This window comes from Pseudomonas sp. ICMP 3272 (assembly GCF_001466905.1).
In the GTDB taxonomy this organism is placed as follows: Bacteria; Pseudomonadota; Gammaproteobacteria; order Pseudomonadales; family Pseudomonadaceae; genus Aquipseudomonas; species Aquipseudomonas amygdali.
Genome location: NZ_LKEK01000075.1, coordinates 64,691 through 83,000, shown reverse-complemented (window position 1 = coordinate 83,000; position 18,310 = coordinate 64,691). Strand labels below are relative to the sequence as shown.

The 18,310-nt window shown below is 58.9% G+C and carries 19 protein-coding genes; 17 read left to right on the top strand and 2 right to left on the bottom strand.

The features are described from left to right. Window positions 1-30 precede the first annotated feature (30 nt). The 3 genes from AO068_RS21020 to AO068_RS21010 all read left to right on the top strand — a co-directional run bounded on the left by AO068_RS21020 (window position 31) and on the right by AO068_RS21010 (window position 2,063). Window positions 31-558 carry a CMD domain-containing protein gene (locus AO068_RS21020; protein ID WP_058409341.1) on the top strand — a complete coding sequence of 176 codons (528 nt, stop codon included), beginning with the start codon at window positions 31-33 and terminating at the stop codon, window positions 556-558. Then, window positions 558-1,145: a peroxidase-related enzyme gene (locus tag AO068_RS21015; protein ID WP_058409340.1), complete on the top strand. Its 588-nt coding sequence runs from the start codon at window positions 558-560 to the stop codon at window positions 1,143-1,145. Before AO068_RS21020 ends, AO068_RS21015 begins: the two co-directional genes overlap by 1 nt. 120 nt (window positions 1,146-1,265) lie before the next feature. Further along, a complete protein-coding gene (locus AO068_RS21010) occupies window positions 1,266-2,063 on the top strand; it encodes a phosphodiesterase (RefSeq protein ID WP_058409339.1) in 798 nt (265 codons plus the stop codon). Between the two features lie 31 nt (window positions 2,064-2,094). Here AO068_RS21010 and AO068_RS21005 read toward each other — a convergent pair whose 3' ends face one another. Further along, window positions 2,095-2,430, bottom strand: coding sequence for a DMT family transporter (locus AO068_RS21005; protein ID WP_004662130.1), 336 nt, complete (start codon window positions 2,428-2,430; stop codon window positions 2,095-2,097). A gap of 24 nt (window positions 2,431-2,454) precedes the next feature. After that, window positions 2,455-3,570: a decarboxylase gene (locus AO068_RS21000; protein WP_057403032.1), complete on the bottom strand. Its 1,116-nt coding sequence runs from the start codon at window positions 3,568-3,570 to the stop codon at window positions 2,455-2,457. Between the two features lie 554 nt (window positions 3,571-4,124). Here AO068_RS21000 and AO068_RS20995 point away from each other — a divergent pair. Genes AO068_RS20995 through AO068_RS20930 form a run of 14 tightly spaced genes read left to right on the top strand, consistent with a single transcriptional unit; the run spans window position 4,125 to window position 18,284 of the window. Continuing rightward, window positions 4,125-5,195, top strand: a complete 1,071-nt coding sequence (locus AO068_RS20995; protein ID WP_058409387.1) for a DUF6001 family protein — start codon at window positions 4,125-4,127, stop codon at window positions 5,193-5,195. Then, window positions 5,192-5,749, top strand: coding sequence for a DUF6031 family protein (locus tag AO068_RS20990; protein WP_058409338.1), 558 nt, complete (start codon window positions 5,192-5,194; stop codon window positions 5,747-5,749). Before AO068_RS20995 ends, AO068_RS20990 begins: the two co-directional genes overlap by 4 nt. Continuing rightward, window positions 5,746-6,999 (top strand): aspartate aminotransferase family protein, encoded by a 1,254-nt coding sequence (locus AO068_RS20985; RefSeq protein ID WP_058409337.1) that lies wholly within the window; start codon window positions 5,746-5,748, stop codon window positions 6,997-6,999. The genes AO068_RS20990 and AO068_RS20985 overlap by 4 nt, the downstream gene beginning before the upstream one ends. 12 nt (window positions 7,000-7,011) lie before the next feature. Continuing rightward, window positions 7,012-7,479: a type II toxin-antitoxin system RatA family toxin gene (locus tag AO068_RS20980; protein WP_058401533.1), complete on the top strand. Its 468-nt coding sequence runs from the start codon at window positions 7,012-7,014 to the stop codon at window positions 7,477-7,479. Window position 7,480: 1 nt separating this feature from the next. Beyond that, window positions 7,481-8,590 carry an SDR family oxidoreductase gene (locus AO068_RS20975; protein ID WP_058409336.1) on the top strand — a complete coding sequence of 370 codons (1,110 nt, stop codon included), beginning with the start codon at window positions 7,481-7,483 and terminating at the stop codon, window positions 8,588-8,590. Between the two features lie 34 nt (window positions 8,591-8,624). Beyond that, a complete protein-coding gene (locus tag AO068_RS20970) occupies window positions 8,625-9,641 on the top strand; it encodes a fatty acid desaturase family protein (protein WP_057403036.1) in 1,017 nt (338 codons plus the stop codon). A 4-nt stretch (window positions 9,642-9,645) separates the two neighbouring features. Continuing rightward, window positions 9,646-10,158: a dCTP deaminase gene (locus AO068_RS20965; protein ID WP_004667600.1), complete on the top strand. Its 513-nt coding sequence runs from the start codon at window positions 9,646-9,648 to the stop codon at window positions 10,156-10,158. A 2-nt stretch (window positions 10,159-10,160) separates the two neighbouring features. Further along, a complete protein-coding gene (gene dcd / locus AO068_RS20960) occupies window positions 10,161-10,838 on the top strand; it encodes a dCTP deaminase (protein WP_057403037.1) in 678 nt (225 codons plus the stop codon). Next, entirely contained in the window at window positions 10,828-12,723 is a 1,896-nt protein-coding gene (locus AO068_RS20955) for a PEP/pyruvate-binding domain-containing protein (protein ID WP_058409335.1), read from the top strand. Before dcd ends, AO068_RS20955 begins: the two co-directional genes overlap by 11 nt. Next, on the top strand, window positions 12,720-13,898 hold the full coding sequence (locus tag AO068_RS20950) for a hypothetical protein (protein WP_058409334.1): 1,179 nt from the start codon (window positions 12,720-12,722) through the stop codon (window positions 13,896-13,898). The genes AO068_RS20955 and AO068_RS20950 overlap by 4 nt, the downstream gene beginning before the upstream one ends. 24 nt (window positions 13,899-13,922) lie before the next feature. Then, the gene (locus tag AO068_RS20945) at window positions 13,923-15,059 is read left to right on the top strand and encodes a hypothetical protein (RefSeq protein WP_058409333.1); all 1,137 of its coding nucleotides are present in this window, start codon (window positions 13,923-13,925) and stop codon (window positions 15,057-15,059) included. Further along, a complete protein-coding gene (locus AO068_RS20940) occupies window positions 15,056-16,102 on the top strand; it encodes a hypothetical protein (RefSeq protein ID WP_057403041.1) in 1,047 nt (348 codons plus the stop codon). Before AO068_RS20945 ends, AO068_RS20940 begins: the two co-directional genes overlap by 4 nt. 14 nt (window positions 16,103-16,116) lie before the next feature. Then, on the top strand, window positions 16,117-16,704 hold the full coding sequence (locus tag AO068_RS20935) for an AAA family ATPase (RefSeq protein WP_057403042.1): 588 nt from the start codon (window positions 16,117-16,119) through the stop codon (window positions 16,702-16,704). Further along, on the top strand, window positions 16,701-18,284 hold the full coding sequence (locus AO068_RS20930; RefSeq protein ID WP_058409332.1) for an alkaline phosphatase family protein: 1,584 nt from the start codon (window positions 16,701-16,703) through the stop codon (window positions 18,282-18,284). Before AO068_RS20935 ends, AO068_RS20930 begins: the two co-directional genes overlap by 4 nt. The last annotated feature ends 26 nt before the right edge of the window (window positions 18,285-18,310 follow it).

Sequence of the window (18,310 nt, the reverse complement as noted above, 5' to 3'; positions counted from 1 at the left end):
GCATGCAACCACAGCATTGCAGGACCTGTCATGACATCGATCACTGAACATTCAACGTCTCCGGACACTCTCGATAGCCTGCTGGGCATTGCGCCGGGCAGTCCGCTGCACACAGTTCGACACGCGCGGGACAAGGTCGCACTGGCCACCCAGGGTAGCCAGGATTTGTTTTTTGCTCCGACGCTGGAGCACAACCTGTCGTTGAGTGAGCGCCTCTGGATTGCTTATTACGCGACCCTGCTGAGCCTGCAACCGACCCTCAGCGAGCATTATCTTTCGCAATTGCAGGCGACTGGCGCGCAGGCAAGCGTACTGGCCGATGTGAGCGCCAGCCGAATCGATCTGCTGGAGGACCCGCGTCTGGCTGCGATCCTGCGTTTTACCCGCACCCTGATCGAGTCTCCGGTACACGGCGATCAAAGCGCCCTGCAGGCCCTGCAACATGAGGGCCTGAGCACCGCTGAAATCGTGGTGCTGGCGCAATTGATCGCATTCCTGTCCTATCAAGTGCGTCTGGCCGCAGGGCTGGATGCGTTAAAGTCTGCCGGAGCAGTCTGATGAGCGAACTGATTGAAATTGAGGGTTTCACCAATCAGGTACTGGGCTGGAAAGCCTGGCTGCCAACCGTGGACCTGAACAGCGCGACCGCCGGGCAGGTTGCGGTGCTTGAAGAAAGCCATCCGCAGGCCAAGACCTCGGATTACTACCTGACCCTGGCACATCACCCAGACATCCTTCGCCAGCGTTCACAGGCGTTCAACGCGATCATGTACGCACCGGGTGGCTTGTCGCGCGCCGAACGGGAACTGGCGAGCACCGTCGTGTCGCGAATCAACTGCTGCGTCTATTGCGCGTCAGTGCATGCGCAACGCTTCGAACAACTGGCCAAGCGCAATGATGTTATCGCCCAGATATTTGCCGACCCCCATACGGCAGGTACGACCGCGCGTGAAAAAGCCATCGTGCAGTTCGCCATCGACCTGACGCTCGAACCGGCCTCGCTCAACGCCGGGCACATCAATGCACTGCGCGAGCAAGGGTTGGACGATGCGCAGGTGCTGGACCTGATTCACGCCATCTCGATATTCGCCTGGGCCAATCGGCTCATGCTCAATCTGGGAGAACCGTTGTTTCCCGAGGTTTAAAGCCTGCGGTGTTCTCAATCGCTGCCGCGCTTCAGTAATGGCCGGGGCGAAGTCTGGCCCGGTCGTTGCAGGTTCACTGCACAAGTGAATAAGCGACCTGGACACGATTGAGGTAATGGAATGCTGATAGCGCACATTTCTGACACGCATGTACGGCCCAGAGGGCTGCTTTATCAAGGCGTTGTCGATTCGAATGCAATGCTGGCGGCTGCCGTCGACACGATAAACGCCCTGGATCCGCCGCCTGATCTGATTCTGTTCAGCGGTGATCTGGTGGACGAGGGGCGGCCCGAGGAGTACGCAATGGCCCGAGAGCTACTGCAGCCGCTGCGCCAGAGGCTTTTGATGATACCGGGCAACCATGATCATCGGCAGAACCTGCGTAATGCCTTCCCGGAGCACAATTACTTCATCAATGAGGAAAACTGCAGCTTCGTCGACTCGGGTTCCGCGCCGATGCGCATCATCGGACTGGATATCAGCGTGCCCGAACAGCACCACGGCGATATGACCGATACTGCCACCCAATGGCTGGATCGCACGCTGGCGCTGGAGCCTGACAAACCAACGCTGATCATGATGCACCAGCCGCCGTTTTCAAGTGGCATTCACTGCATCGACGCCTATCGCTGTGAAAGGGGCGAGCGGCTGGCCGAGGTTGTCTCCAGATACCCGGCTGTCGAGAGAATCGTTTGCGGTCATATTCACCGTTTCATGCAGCTGCGCTTTGGCGGCACGCTGATGTGTACGGCACCGAGCACAACGACGGCCATTGCCTTGCAACTGCACCCGGAGGCTGCCGACGCTTCCTATGTCGAGCCTCCAGCGCTGCTGCTGCACCACTGGAAGGCCGACACTGGTCTGATTACCCACTGGTTGCCAATAGGCCGTTTCGAAGGGCCTTTTGACTTCGCTTGAACCGACGTATCAGCCTGGCAGCCAGACGCTGTCAGGCCACTTGTTCCTTGGCCAGATTGACCAGAATGATGCCCGCGATGATCAGGCCAATACCGCTCACGGCCATTAACGTGGGCACCTGTTGATAGCGAAACGCGGCAATGACAGTGATCAGCGTAATGCCCAACCCTGACCACATGGAGGTGATCAGGGACATGGGCAAGTCCCGTTGTGCATACCCCAGGCAGACGATTCCGAGCCCGTAGCCCGCGATAGAGGCAATAACCGGGACCCAGCGGGTGAAGCCGTTACTTTCCTTCAGTGCTATGGTCGCCACTGTTTCAGCGACAATTCCTGCGAGCAGGAACAAATAGGCTTTTATGAGCATGGCGGCAGATCGCTTTTCAGGCATTCAGGAAGGGAGAGAAATGATGCGGTCGGCGTAAAACCCGTTGAACGGGGTGCGCAAGGACACCGAGTAAGCGCCGGTCGATTGGAATTCCAGCCAGTCGCTTTCCCTGATATCGCTGGCGAGCGTGTAGGGGAAGGCCAGGCGATCCATGCTGTCGCAGGTGGGGCCGAAGATATTGAACGTGTTTTCCGCTGCACCGGTGTAAGGGGTGCCGTCCCGCCACACGCGTGCGGGAAATTGCAGCCACTGCTGGGCTGAGAGCAAACCGCCAAAAATACCGGCACCACAAAAAACACTGTGTTCGCGTCTTGAAAGCACCCGAGCAAATAGCGACATGCCGCCGTAGACCAGGCCACGACCCGCTTCGCAGATCAGGTTCAGGTCCTTCAGTGTCGGGCTGGTCTGGATATGCTCGCAGACTCTGCCAACCAGGTCTGGCGTATTGCCCATGGAGTTCAGGTAATTGCCCGGAAACCCGCCACCGATATCCAGGTGCCTGACGTGCTCGGCGGTGTCGCGCACAATGGCATCGGCGTCATTGAGGGCAGCGAGCCACGGGCCGTCTTCAATGGCTTGCGAACCGACATGGAATGACAGCCCGAGTGACCAGTCGGTGCTGGACGCCACTTGATGCACCAGTTGCGTCGCTAACACCGGACTTGCCCCGAATTTTCCTCTGAGGTCATAAACCGCCGTCGACTCGGAGGGTGCGTAGCGCACGAACAGGCTGATCGTGCTGTCGCGCTCGGGCAACACGTCCCGCAACTTCGAGAGTTCCTCCTCACTGTCGAGCACAAATGAACGCACGCCATACCGATAGTAGGCCTCGTGCAGGCAATGGCGGGACTTCACTGGGTTCATCAGGTATTGAACTGCGTTGGGCAGCGTGTTGTGTACCGTCTGCACCTCTGCAAGCGACGCCACGTCAAAATGATTGATACCGCCCTGGCTCAAGGCTTCAAGTACCTGCACAAGTGGATTGGCCTTCATTGCATACAGCACGGTACCTGGAAAACAGCCACTGAATTGCTGCGCATTCCGAGTGATCCAGCGCGGGTCAACGGTATAGAAGGTGTCGTTGGTGTCGTCGGCTAATTGTGCAAGAAGTGTGTCCACGTTGAACTTCCCTGGCTTCGAAGTGTGAGCAGAGTTTGAGCAAGCTTCGTGCCACTGCTTTATCAGGCGGCTGAACAAACTTAACGGCAGTGATCTAATAAACATGTATACAAGACGATAAGCCAAAACAGTGCGATTTCGACGCTATTGAGTCGGCGTGGTGCAGTTGCTTACGTGCCCTGAAATAATAAACATGGATAGCACTTTGCTACTTTTAAAAGTGGCTTATACATAATTCGATACATATATTAAAGTTGTCATATTTCGAAGGTTTACGAAAAAAAGTCAGTGAATTTAAAAGCTTGCTGATCTTTCGGTCACGCTTCAGACCGGCGTTGGCGATTATCTGGCACCTTGCCAATACACGATGATCAATAACGGTGGCACGCCACTTGCTGGGTACAATATCGTGAAGTAATGGGGGCTTGTTCCATTGCGTCAGCGCTCGCGTTAACGACGACAAAGTAATTCATGGTCATGGATCAGGCAGGGGGTTGCTCGGCAAGCCGAATAGCAGCCCCAATGAAGTCACCGTTATCGAGTGGAAGGTGTACATGGATTTTCGTGCTTTTTATTCAGGCAACGCCCTGCAGTTTCTGGCCTCGCGCCAACTTGCTTTTTCTGAACTGGAAGAGGTTGTGAAACGCCAGTATGCCGATGCACAACTGGCGCTGATCAGCAGCTCTCCCGTACATGGCATCGCTAATGCGGCCAGTGATATAGACCTGATATGTGTGACCGATGATCGGCAGTCCGATCAATCGATGGCCTCGCAGATTTACCACAATGAACACCATATGGAAGTGGTGGCATTTGCCCGCGAAGAAGTTCACAACGCGTTCTCCCAACTGGCGACGGACGCACACAAAACTACCGCACAGAAACTCGTTGCGTTCAAGCAGTGGGACAAGCAGCAGGCGGTATCGCGAAAGTACCTGGAGCGCTTGGTCTGCGCGGTGTCGACCGATCAGTCGCTTCCTTATCTGGACAGTCAGAAGGACTTGAGTTCGATCTGGTCGGTGGCAGCGTTCGATGACTTCCGGCAGAGCGCCTGCTTTTCAGTGCTGGCTTGGCGCAGCGGCGAATACCGCGCGGCCGCCGCCTATGCCTGCAACGCCGCACTGTTTTTGATGAACGCGACGCTGGCCAGCCACGGCTGGGTCAACTCCAATCGCAAGTGGACACTCCTGCGATGGGACCGCGCGCTCAACAGGCACGGCATGCTGAATGACGACGGCCTTGCCCGTGCCATCGGGCAGCTGTGGCAACGCGCCTATCCTGCCTGCCGCAATGGATTGCAGGGGGCAGGCCTCATGCAATTGTGTGAATTGACCCAGCTCGCCGAGCAAACCTTTGCCTGCGAAGCGGACTATGCCGCGTTAAAACCAGGTATCGAGCGTTCCGCCGCCAGTGCGTTTTTGCCGGGGGTCGACTTTGTGCTCACCGACGATCAACAGGCGACGCTATTGGCACGTCTGGATGTGCCAGAGCTGTCCAGCACCCGCCCGATCGATCTTGCCGAGCAATCACCTGAGGCTTCCGCCTGTCTTCTGCGCGCTGCGCGTGCCGGACTCGTCAGCTTCTCACTCAAGGATCACAACCCGATGCAGGGAGCACACGCATGACTGCAATTTCAGCACAGGCAGCCGGTCGCCAGTGGTTTCCCCGGCTGAGTGGCGGCTATGTATACCCGGCAGGGCCTTACGCGCAAAAGCTGATATCGGTGGCCTGGTTGCTGATGACCGAGCTTGAAGCCTATCTGGAAGACCTCGAAGGCGCGGCGAACGAGCCTCAAGTGGTGGATGCGCTGAGAATCAAGCTGGCTGAATTGATGGTCGACATTGACTGCCGACTCGCCGGTGCCGACACCCCGGACGAGTTACACCAGTTCGCCTTGTTCAGTGAATACGGGCTCACAGACGTCATTGCTCACTCCGGGCCAGTCGCCGTCGAATGGCTGGGCGTCCCCACGGATACCGATGCCGACCGCATTGATGAGGCAAGCCGGTTGATCGACCTGTTCAAGGAAGTTCTGCAAGCCTTTCCCGGAAAGCTGTTCAACCCGTTGCTGCCGGGTACTCAGGGCCAGGTCCTGCGGACCCTGCGTGACTGGGACCGCTCCTGCCGCCTGGCAGGACGCGATGCTGCCTTTCTGGCTCCTTTGATGAGGTCTCTATGAACAGTCATGTCATGACCGCGCCTGCAGTGCCGGTGCGCAAATCATCGTTTGTCGAGCGTTACGGGGCGGTATTCGGCCGTGAGCAAGGCCTGATGCTGCGAATGGCAGGGCTTACCGCAGCCGAGCACTCGGCCCAGGGTTCGTGGATAACCGACGACACCGGTCGGCGCTGGCTGGACTTTGGATCGTTCGGCCTGCATCTGCTGGGCCATCGGCACCCCGAGGTGGTCGCTGCTCTAACGCGGCAGGTGACGTCGCTGGGCCTTTCCAGCCGGATATTGGCCAACGAACCCAGCCTCAGTGCGGCTGAGCGCCTGGTGGCCAGTGTCGGTCGGCCAGGTAATGGCGTGCTGTACGGCAACAGTGGTTCGGAGGTCATCGAAGCGGCGCTCAAACTGGTGCGCATGCAGACCGGCAAGCGGCGAATCATCGCTTTGACTCATGCTTATCACGGGCGTACCAGCGGCGCGCTGGCGGTCAGCTATGGCTACAGGGGCCACGCCTCGCTGATGCATGCCGAAGATGTGGTGTTCATCAATGCCGGTGATCTGGACGCTGCACGCAAGTCACTGGCAGAAGGCGATATTGCTGCGGTAATCGCCGAGCCTGTTCAGGGAGAGGGCGGAATCAGGCCGGTGGACCTGAGCTTTCTGGGAGAACTTGCCGGGCTATGTCGCGAGCATGACGCGTTCATGATTCATGACGAGATTCAATCAGGCCTGGGGCGCAGCGGGTCGCTGGTCTGCGGAGCGCCAGCCGACATCATCGTGTTCGGCAAAACCCTGGGCGGCGGCGTGTTCCCGGTGGCCGCCGCCATTTACGACAGCAGCCGGTTCGGCGCACCCGCGCGTGATCCGGTTGTGCATGCCTCGTCCTATGCGGGCAGCGCCCTGGCCGGGGCAGTGGTCAACGCGGTGCTCGACGTGGTTAGCAATCCCGCATTCTGCGAACGCGTCAATGAGCTGGGGCAAGTGGCCATGGAAATCCTGCGCAAACGTCTGCAGGACTGCCCGGCGGTGGCTGAAGTACGCGGTAGCGGCCTGATGATCGGTGTGGAGTTCACTTCCAGTAACTATGTGGCGCAGACCCTGATCGAGGCCGCACACCGCAATGTGCTGCTGGCTTTCTGCCTGAGCGCAACCCGGGTACTGCGGGTTTATCCCGACGCGACCATCACCCGGGACGACCTCGAACAGGGCATCAACAGTTTCTGTGATGCCGTCGACGCGGCCTATCGTTCCATCCAATGACGGAGAGTTCCTATGCCTGATGTATCAACCAGCGTGCTTCTTGGTGACTTCGAGCCTGGCGAAGTGTGGCCGATCCTCTCGGACTTCGCCCGCTATCCCGACTTCATGAGTGATGTATTGGAGGTGATCGTTCACCCCCGGCAGAGTGAATATGTCTCCAGTACGTGGCGAGTATTGATTAACGGCAGCGAGCTGACCTGGACCGAGCAGGACTGGCTGGTGACGAACGAGCGCATCGAGTTCAAACAGACCGATGGCGACCTTGAGGTCTGGTACGGCGAGTGGCTGCTGATACAACGCGCCGATGGCTTGCATGTGGACCTGAATGTCACCTTCGACCTTGGCATCCCGTCGCTGGCCGAGGTTTTGCACCCCATAGGCGAACGAGCGATTCGCGCCAATAACATCCAGATGCTCGACGGTATACGCAATCAATTGCTCGCTTGCCGTCATCAGCGGGTTGCGGCAGGGGGCTGTTGATATGCGTTCGACACTGATCATCACCGGTGCCAGCGGCGCTCTGGGCTCCTGGTTCGTACGCGACTGGCTCAGTCAGCATCCGGAGTCGCATGTCATAGCCTTGTGTCGTTCCGGGCAAGCTGCCAGTCGCTGCCTGCAAGACCTGCCGGCGGACAGCCGCTCGCGGCTTGAGTGCCGGATCGCCGACCTTACAGATGCCGCTTCCCTGAATGCGCTGGCGGACACCATGCCAGCCATCGAGAGCGCCACGGCGGTCCACCTCGCTGCCGATGTGGCCTGGGACAAGACGTTCGAAGAGATGCATGAGCTGAATGTCGAAGGTGCGCAGCTGTTCTGCGGTTTTGTCCAGAAACTGGTGCGCAAGCCGCACTTCATCTACGTGTCCACGGCTTTCACGCAGTGTGAGGGATGGACCTATCGCAACGGTTATGAGGAAAGCAAGGCCGCTGCCGAGCGGGGGTTACGCGAAACCTTCGGCAGGCAAATGCCGATTTCCGTGTTCAGTTGCAGCCTGGTCATCGGCGCTACCAGCGACGGCGCAATCAGTCGTTTTCATGGGCTGTATCCGTTGATCCGCTTCATCAATTCCTTTTCACCGCCGTTTCTGGTCGGCAACCGCGAAGGGCTGTTTGACCTGGTGCCTATCGACTGGGTGGTCGACGAATTGATCCACCTGGTCAGTCATTGCGTCGCAGGTGGAGACGCGCGCGAGGTTGTGGCGTCGGCAGGAGATGCGCGCCTGCCTTATGAGCAGGTAATCCGCATCATCGAGTCGCGTGTCGACCATGCGCGACAGGAAGCGGGCGTGGCACCGTTGACGCCGGCACCGATCCTGCGCAGTCGGCAATGGGCGTTCCTCAAGCGCTCGTTGGTTGCATGGCGGCCGGAGGGTATTTCAACCCGGGATTTCCGCTATTTCGAGCGCCTGTTACAGATCTATGGCGTGTACGCCGAAAGCGATCTGGTCAGACCCCCGTTGAATGTCCGGCACCCGGCACCCAGCGCAGAAATATTTTTACCCAGAGCGGTGGATTACTGGCTGGCTCATGCGCCCGATGCGCGGCTCAGCCTGGACAAGCTTGTCGCGAAATCAGCGGCAATGCACGGTTAGCAGGCCCTTTCAACGATTGAACGGGAGATGAAAGATGGAAGACACAATCGAACTCGACACGATGGACAGTGGCGCTTACGACCGACGCTCCGAGCGCGCTACGCTGGCACGTGACAACCTGTCACTGACCTCGGATCTCAAGCAACTCAGCAATTGGCGGCAGGCATTGCAGATAGGCGTGCAGTGGGCGGTGATCGTCGCCGCAGTCACGCTGGCTGAAGTCAGCGATTCGACTCTGGTTTGCATTATCGCCGTAGTCGTCATTGCGACGCGACAGCACGCGTTGCTGGTGCTCATGCACGACGCGGCGCATTTGCTGATCAGCCGTGACAAGCGGCGCAACGACCTGATCTCCAACGTCTTTCTGACGTTCCCTTTGACATTGAGCACGTCACGTTATCGGGCTCACCATATTGCCCATCACAAGCACCTTAATACGCCGACCGACCCGGACTACGCCGATGCGTTCGCACCGCCAAGTTCGGGGTTGTTCTGGCAGGCCTTGCTGCGCGACATCAGCGGGTTGTCGACCCTGCAATCGTTACGCACGATGGACAGTTTCAGCGTGATCGGGCTTTTCACCAGCCCTTCGCCCGCGACGCGCACCGAGCGCTATCAGGCTTTGGCTTTTTATGCCTGTGCAGTGCTGCTCATCAGCGCTTTCAGTGTCTGGCCGGGCGTGCTGTTGTACTGGCTGGCACCGCTGGTGTTCTTTCTTCCGCCGATTCTGCGCATTCGCAGTCTGTCGGAGCATGCCGGGCTCTCGACCCGGAGCGTGAAGCGCGATGCACGCAGCGTCAGTCCGGGCTGGCTGGAACGAGGATTGTTTGCACCGTGCAATATCAACAGGCACTGGGAGCACCACCTTTTTCAACAGGTGCCCAGCTATCACCTGGGCACCTTGTCCCGACGCCTTGCTCAGCGCCTGCCAGGCTCGGCCGCCGCCTGCAACACCGAAGGTTATCTCTGGGGCGCGCGCAGCATGCGGGCCGAATTGTACGGTGCGAACGGACAGGCACGCGCCGTGGCGTCTCTGGATCAGGAGGCTTGAACCCATGATGCTGACCGGTTCTGAAATAGTGAAAATGCGCGAGGTCGGCAGTGTCGTCATCGAGCCTTTCGACCCCATTCATGTAGAGGTCAATTCCTACGGCTGTCACCTGGCGGATCTGCTTCTGGAGTACCGCAGCGACCGCATCGATCCTCACGGGGAGCTGGAGGTGGTCGAGCATCATATTCCGCCCGAAGGCTTTGTGTTGTACCCCAACCGCTTTTACCTGGGCGCCACGGCCGAGCAGATCGGCGGTATCGATTTTGCCAGTGAGCTTTACGCCAACGTTTCCACGGCGTCCTGTGGCGTTTTCATTCAGACCAGTGCGCCGCTCGGCCACACCGGCGCGGCCATCAGCTGGACCCTGGAGATTGTCGTTACCCAGCCGGTGCGGGTCTATGCCGGCACCAAAGTGGCCAAGGTCTGCTTCTGGGCAAACTTCGGCCTGACCACCTGTTATGCGGGACGCTACTTGGGCTCCAAGAGCACCGTGCCCTCGAAAATCATTCTGGATTGACCATGATACTGACCGGTAGTGAAATCGAAAATCGTGTGCGTTCGGGTGAAATCGTCATCAGTCCGTTTTCCCATGAGAACGTCAACCCCAACAGTTACAACTTCCGCCTGCATGACCAGATGAAGGTCTACGAAGACGATGTGATCGATGTGCGCACCGAGGCGGCCACCCGAACCATCGAAATCGGCCCCGAAGGCTATGAATTGCAGCCCATGAAGCTGTACTTGGCCTCGACCATAGAAACCATGGGCAGCACCCATTTCGTGCCCACTTATGCGGCGCGTTCCTCGATTGCAAGACTGGGAATGTTCATCAACCTGTCGGCCCCGCTGGGCGACATCGGTTTCGTCGGACGCTGGACCTTGCAGCTGTATGCGTTGAACCGCATCCGTGTTTACCCCGGCATGAACATCGGTCAAATGATGTTCTGGAACGTCAAAGGCGATATCGAGCTGTATTCCGGGAAGTACCAGGGCGCGACCGAAGCCTTTGCGTCACGCATATTCATGGATTTCGAAAAGGCGCCACGCCCACAGCCGCTGGTGGTGCCCAATCTTGCGCCGTTTCCGGTTCTGGCAGCCCAGGAGGAGGTTGATGCAGTCCCGGATGCACTGGCCAGTGGGCCTGTTAGAAGGGCCACTGACCTTCCACTGATAGCAGGAGGCCGTCGTGTCCAGTAAATACTCAACCCTGCAACAGCTTGCCGCTACATTGCCGGTGCCGCCCCTGAGCGCACTGGACGATGCAGACTACCGCGTGCTCTGGCACGACTTCGCAGACCGCAAAAAGGCTATTGAAGACACGCTGAAAACCGTGCGGATCACCGCAGGTGCCTTCCTTGACGAACACATGGACAGAATCGCCCGGCTGGCCGAGTTTGAATGGAGTGAGGCTGCCGACAGCCATCTCAAGGCGCTGCTTGAGCAAACGGGCTTTGATGCCGGCAGCGAACTTGCCGTACGTTCTTCGGCGAATATCGAAGATGGTAATCAGCACAGTTTTGCCGGGATTTTCAGCACACACCTTTCGGTGCAGGGGCTACCGGCACTCAAGGCTACGGTGCTCGATGTATGGCGCTCCGGAGTTTCCCGCCAGGCCATTCTGGAACGCTTGCGAGCGTCGATGCTGGAAACGCCGGTAGAGATGACGGTGATCGTGCAGCGCATGGTCAAGGCCCGCTTCGCAGGCGTAGCCTTCAGCCATGATCCGTTGAGCGGGGAGGCAGTAACGCTGATTGAAACCGTCGCATCGCTGGGCGAAGCGATGGTCTCCGGGGTAGAGAAGGGCATGTCGGCGCGCGTCAGCGACCAGCAATTGCTGGGTTGTGACCCCGCGCTGGAGCCGCACAAGGCGTTGCTGCTGGAGGTGGCGACACTGGCAGCCAATGCGTCTGCGGCGTTGGGGCTGCCCGCCGATATCGAGTGGGCGGCGGATGAACAGAAACTCTGGCTGCTCCAGGCAAGGCCCGTCACTAGCCTGCGCGAAGCACGCAGCCTGGAGCCGGTCCTGGAATGGGCCGAACTGTATATCGCCAGTGATGAAGCACTGATGGATTTCCGGCCATTGCCTGCCTTTGCGCAGTATTTCCGAAGCAAACGCCGCCCGCTGGCGTTGTTCGCGCAAACCCACGACGTTTCGGCAGGTCAGGCGCTGTTGGTCAAGGCAAACCGTCAGGGGCTGGTCGAGCCAGCGATGAGCCAGTTGCTTTTGGACCGACTCAACACCGATCAGGTCGTGCTGGACTTCTCCGATCAGGTACGCCAGCAGATCCTCGAGCGTGGCGCATTGCGTGAGCGCCTGCTTGAGCTCAGTGATGAGCGGGTGGTGTGTTTTGTGGTCCGCGAGTTTCTGAAAGGTGAAACAGGGCTCATCACTCAGGCGTGCGATGACGGCTCGACGACCTGTGAATGGTCATCGGAAGGCTTGCTGGCGATCAATCGCGGCATCGCCGGGACGCAACGCGCCCGGCTGGTAGCGCACGACCCGACTGGCCCGGCAGATGCCCTGCAATTGCACAGCATTACTCACGCCGCCGGCGAACTGTTGGGCTCGGTGCAACTGGAGTGGGTGAGGGCCGGGCAGCAGTTGCACCTGATTGATTTCTCGCCGTTGTCGACGTTCGTGCAGGTAGAGGACTCAACGGAAATCCGACTCATTTCTCCGGGTTATGCCGACGGGCCGGTGGTTGTAGTAACTGCCGGGCGGCAACTGGAAGAACTGAGTATCTCGGCCACCGTGTCGATCAATTCGATCCCCACGTCCAGCTCTCTAGGGGCTGAACTGGAGGAGCTTGAGCGACAACTGCGTGCTCATGACGGACAAGCCATTGTGGTCTCGCCACGCCCCTACGCGGCACTGGCGGCGTTGCTGCCGTTCGCGCGCGGTTTTGTCTTCGAGCAGGCGTCCATGCTTTGTCATCTTTCGATCCTCTTGCGTGAACACGGCATACCTGCGGTGGAGTCCGAGGCGCTGTATCAACAGGGGCTGGCCGGACAACGGATCACTTTCAGTCAGAGCCCGAAGGCGCTGCCTCACGCTGTCAACGAAGTACGGGAGCTACAATGACTACGGATATTTCACTGCTGTTCTTCGATCCGCACACCCTCAACGGCAGCCTTGATTCTGCGCTGGTTGCCATTGTCGACACAGAGGCTGCTCGAGCCCGTCACTCGGACAACGGTCTGTTCATCCCCAGTGGTACGTTGCATGCGCAGTGGCTTTCCAATGCCCATCACATGCATGTACCGATGCCGATGAAGGACTTCGACTTTCAAGTCTTCAATGCCGGGCAGCGCAAGCGTACGCAAGACAGTCGTTCACGCATGCATGTGCTGGACCCGACGCTTCACCGTCGGCCGTCCGATCAGGCGCTGATGGCCACTCTGGCGGTGACGCATCACCTCGGTAAATGCAGCGTTTATCACTATATCCATGAGGGCGAAGCCGGGGCCTTGTTCCTGCACCTTATGGATGTCGAACCGGTAGAACGTGCTTCCTGGAGGGCCTGGCAACGTTTGGCCAGATCCGCCGCGGCGCGCGTGGCCGCTTCGCAACCGATGCTCAGCGATGACTGCTGGTACGTGCGCTGGCGGCCGGAAATGGAGCTGGAACGTAAATTCACCTCGTTTCAGATACCTGACATGTGGCAGTTGTCTACCGCGATGCACAAAGCGTTTGGAGAGGGCGCTTTCAAGGACCTGGTGCTGGAAATCGACCGTGATTTTCAGACCTACGACTATGAATCGCACATTTTCGAAGTGACGGGTGACCCGCTCGAAACCGGTTACATCTCGTTTATTCCTCAGGCTGACGGGCTGATGGCGGTCAAGCGCAAATGGTTTCTCGAAAACGCAGAGTTGCGCCGTGAGGACTTCAACACCGATCAGCCGGTAGCGTTTGCCAATATCGAAAATCACGCCCGCTCGATGACCTCGGCAAATCTGCGTCGGCTCAAGCCGTTCAGGCGTACTAGGATCGACATCAATTTCGAATCGCTGAGGACCGGCAATGGTTTTGGCGCGTATTTCGATGTCTGCCGCATGGTTGACGGCAGCGCAGAGTTTGCTCAGGTCGAGGTCGAGTATTGCCGCAGCAGGACATTGCACACGCTACGTGAAGTTGAAGAAGACTTTGAAACCGTATCCAACGTGATGCGCGATTTTCTGGCGGAGCGAAACCTGCCGTTTCAGCAGGATCTCTATTCGAAACTCGACTTTGCCCGTGAGGCGAGTCGGCTCTGAATTCACTTTGCCGGGGAGATAATCATGTCGCAATCCACGACCACGCAAACGGCTATTGTGTTTGGTAGCTGGAAGATCCGCCATCAGGAGCCGTTCGGCAGCGATGACCACACGTTGTATGCCATTGCTGCGGACACGGCATTGCTGGGCGAGCTGACCGCGGTCGCTGACCTGCGAGGCAGCCACCGGGTTCTGGCCCGCTGGGACGCCGATGGGGCAATGCTTCTTGATGATGAAAACGGTGATCTGGGCGACGAAACTTGCCACAACCTGTCCGGAGCCGCCATCCCGCTTGCGGTCATCACGTTACAGGCGGACCACGTGTATATCAGTCACTTGCTGAATCGCATTGATGTGCATCGTTCGCTTTTCGTACAGCCTCCGCTTGAGATCGAGCAGCCCGCAGTCCCGCAGAACCTGTTGATGGCGCTGCGCAACGCGTTCGAACGTAACCACCTGGCGATCAACAATTGGGAATGTCGCTACACCACTACCGAGCAGACGTATGTCGAGTCCTTCGAGCTGGCGCCTGATTGCCATGCGCGGATGCTCGGCGAGGCCTGGTTTGATGCCAGTTTCAGCCCGGCAATGGCGCCGTTCACCAGTCAGTGCGGTGACGAGTTTCAGGTCTGGGATCATCAGGTGACCGCCGCCCGGGATGAGGACGGGGGCTATGTGTGGGTCGAGCATTGCAGCCGCAAACGCAAGCTGGCGGTCAATGAACCCATCGTGCAGTTGTTTCGCAGTGCGCCCGGGAGCTTGTCGGGCACGGTGAAGCACCTGGCGCTGGGCTCACCGACGCTGGAGGCCATGGCCATGAGCGTTGACAGCACATTGCAGGCACTTGGCGAGTATCGACGTTATGCATTCAGTGCGCCGTGCGAATCGGTGCAAAGCGGCAACCTGTTCGTGATCACGTTCGAGACCTGCACGCCGCTAGCTGCGCATTCGGTAAGTACGACACGCGGTGAAGTGCGTTTTCTCAAGTCCCGAGGCGTAATAGACCCTCAGGCAATTAACGCCGATCTGCACGAGCTGATGACGCGTCTGCACGCGTTTCTGGACGAGCGTCGCCAGGAATGCTGGCCGCTGGCCGACCGTTTTGCATTTCTGCACTCGCCATCGCCCTTTATCACCACCCGGGAGAGCCTGTACTCATGAGCCGCTATCTTTGCAATGGACGCTATCGATTCGAACTGGATGATCAGACCTCGGGCTCCGCACTGGCCCAGCGGCTGCGAGTGTTCCTGGCACCTTACTTTGCTGAAGTCGCGGACGACGGCCAGACAACGGTCGATTTAAGGGTCCGGCTGCACGACAGCACCGCTTTCAAACCGGAGTGGGTTGGCCTCTGCGTCACCCCCGACATCATCCGCGAAACCTATGCCCCTGGTTTTACCCTGCGTGTTCTGCGTGGCCACGACCCGCAGACCGGTCTGGACTACGCCTGGGATGCCGATACGCAGGTCGGCTACCGGATTGACCGGGCACGTCACACTGTTGATTTTCACGGCGACGAAAACGCATTCATTCACTTGATCGAGCTGGTGCGCTACTACGGCCTGCTGGTCGAGCAGGCCAAAGGCAGTGTGATCATGCATGCGTCGGCAGTGGTCGGGCCGGACGGTGGAATCGTTGCCATCGGCGGTGCAAAGGGGGCCGGCAAGACCACTACCATGCTGGACCTGGTGCTGTCCGAGGGGTATCTGTACTTTTCCGGTGACAAGCTGTTGCTGGACTGTATCGACGGTCGGGTTCGTGCCCGTGGCTGGCCGGACTACCCGCATGTCGGTGTCGGCACGTTGCGTACACACCCCGAACTGGCCAAGCGACTCGATCTGGCTGCGGTGGCTGATGACCTGTCGATTGCACACACCGAAAAACGCCTGTGCATGCCTGAAACCATGCGCGCCGCACTCAAGGCCAGTCCTGAAGGCTGTGGCTGGCTGCAAACAGTCGTACTGCCCAATGTCGCGGCGCGGGGCAAGTTGCAGATCCATGCAATGGGCCGCGATGCGATTCTGGAGCAAATCCACTCGCCCACGCTCTTCGAGTGGCCGCACCGTTTCGTGACCTCAACCTGGCACGGCCTGCTTGACGCCACTTCGCTGACCGATACCGTGCCAGCGCAGATCGTCCGGGGGCTGCTCGGCGTGCAATGGCAAAGTCGTGTCGGCGTGGCGCGTGAACTCATCAGCGCCTGAGACAAGGAGATTCCATGAACCACGCTACCCAATTGCGTCTGGCGCTGGTGGCCCCCAGCGGCTCAGGGAAGAGCACAACCGCTCAGTTGCTGCGTGAGCATTTCGAAGAGGCCGGGCTGTCGGTAGAGGTCATCAAGCTGGCCCAGCCACTGTATGAGTTGCAAGGCCTGTTCTACGAACAGGCCGGGGTGGAGCTGGCAAGCGGCAGTCAGAACCAGCGCCTGCTGGAGTGCATCGCGCGCGAACTAAGGGTTCTGGACAGTCAGTCGCTGGTCAAGAACTTCGCACGGCGGTTGCTGCAGTCGCGTGCGCAGGTTGTCATCAATGACGACCTGCGCGATGACACCGTCGACTGGCCGTATCTGTATGAGCAAGGCTTTCAGGTAATCAAAGTGCTGGCCGATTCATCCTTGAGGCAATCGCGTCTTGGCCAGCGCGGCGATATCAGTGTGGTGGAAAACAGCGCGCTTGACCTACAGATGCGCCGGATCGACGCGGATTACGTACTGCCCAATAGCGGTTCGTTGGCGCAACTGAAGCAGCGTGTTGCAGTGGTGGCCCGATGGGCAATGCACGGTGCTCAACGGCGGATAGCTTCATGAAAGGTGTTGATCCGTTGATATGGCTATTGATCGACGGGCTGTCGTGGGAGTTGGTCAACCGTTATCGGACAAGAAAACCTGAGCAGCCCTCTGCGGGCTGGCCGTTCTACCCGCTGTTGCCGTTGTCGCCCAATTGTCAAACCCCGCCATCATTGCTGTCGATTTTCAGCGGAACACAGGTCAGCGAGCACGGTTTGACCGGCTATCTCGTCCCCGCGCCGACACCTCGTAACTGTCTGGCCGTGGCGGATGCCTTTCAGGCCTGGCCGCGCGATATCGATATGGTCTGGGACGAATGGGCTCGCCAAGGCATCACCTTTCGCCTGTGCGCGGTGCCCTTTGTCCAGCCGGACAGGCTGGGCAGCGCATTGCTCGGGCAAAGCTGTGTCTATGAGGGCTTTTCCGTACCTCCCGAGTTGATCGAAAACGGCGGGCACCTGCGCATCGAGAGGCTGGAAATGGCTGCCAGGGTCAGCTCGCGCGAGGGCGGCGCAATGCTCGACTGGCCAGAGGAGGATGGCCGTGCCCCCTGCTGGTTGCCGCTGGGCAGTACGGTGCACTTGCCGCTGCCGGAGAAAGGGCCTGGCAACGTTTGCAAGGCGATTGCGCTGCGTGCCGTATGTGTCGAGGACCGGATAAGTGTGGTCAGTTTCGGCTGCCAAGAGGTTCAGGCGCTGGATTTGCAGAGCGACAAAAGCAAGGCTTATGTGGCCAGAGACCTGACCGTGCTGTATCGCAGCGGACAACTGGGCAAGCGGCTGGATGAAGGCGGGCAGGGCACAGCGGAGTGGCTGTTGCTGGAACTGATGCGGGAGATGCATGAAAGCTTTTGCAGCGACATTGTCGGCGCAGTCCGTGCGGGTGATGCACAGCGAGTCATCGGTTATTACCCGGTGGTCGATCTACTTTCGCATCATTTGCTCAAATACCTTACGCCAGACTGGGCCAGTGAGCGCATGCGCGAGGTCGGGCAACAGTTGTTCGATGAAGTATCGGGTTGGGTCGACGAGCTGATTCAGCGCTGCATGGATGCGGCGGGTGGCGAGGTACGCTGCGTCGCTCATTCGGATCACGGCATGGCCCCGGTCCATCACGACCTATACCCCAATGCATTTTTCGAGCGTCAGGGCTGGCTGGTCTATGACTCGGCGGGCGTGCCGGATATGCAAAAAAGCGCAGTAGTCTTTCATCCGGCAGACAACGGTCTACTGCTGTTCAATGAGGCGCGGCTCGCGATGTCGGGGCATGACCCCCGTTCAGTCACCGAAGCCTGGCGGCAAAGCCTTGCGCAGCCTTTTCGACATGAATGGACGATGTTCGAGTACCCGGGCGAGCAGTGTTTCCCTGAAGGCTGGACGGGCTCCTGCTACTGGCAGGCTCCAAGAGGGTCCCGACTGGTTGCGGCACGTTCAGAGCACTGTGTCCGCCTCAGCCGTAAAGGTGGCGACCACACGGTGTGTGCCTCTGACCCGTGGTTGCGTGGTGTAGTACTGGATGCCAGCAGCACGCCATTGCCATGTCCTGCCAACGCTGAACTGACATTGCCCGAGATTCGCCAATGGCTGACCGCCGCGTTGTGAAACCTGCCCCGATCATTTCAGCCACA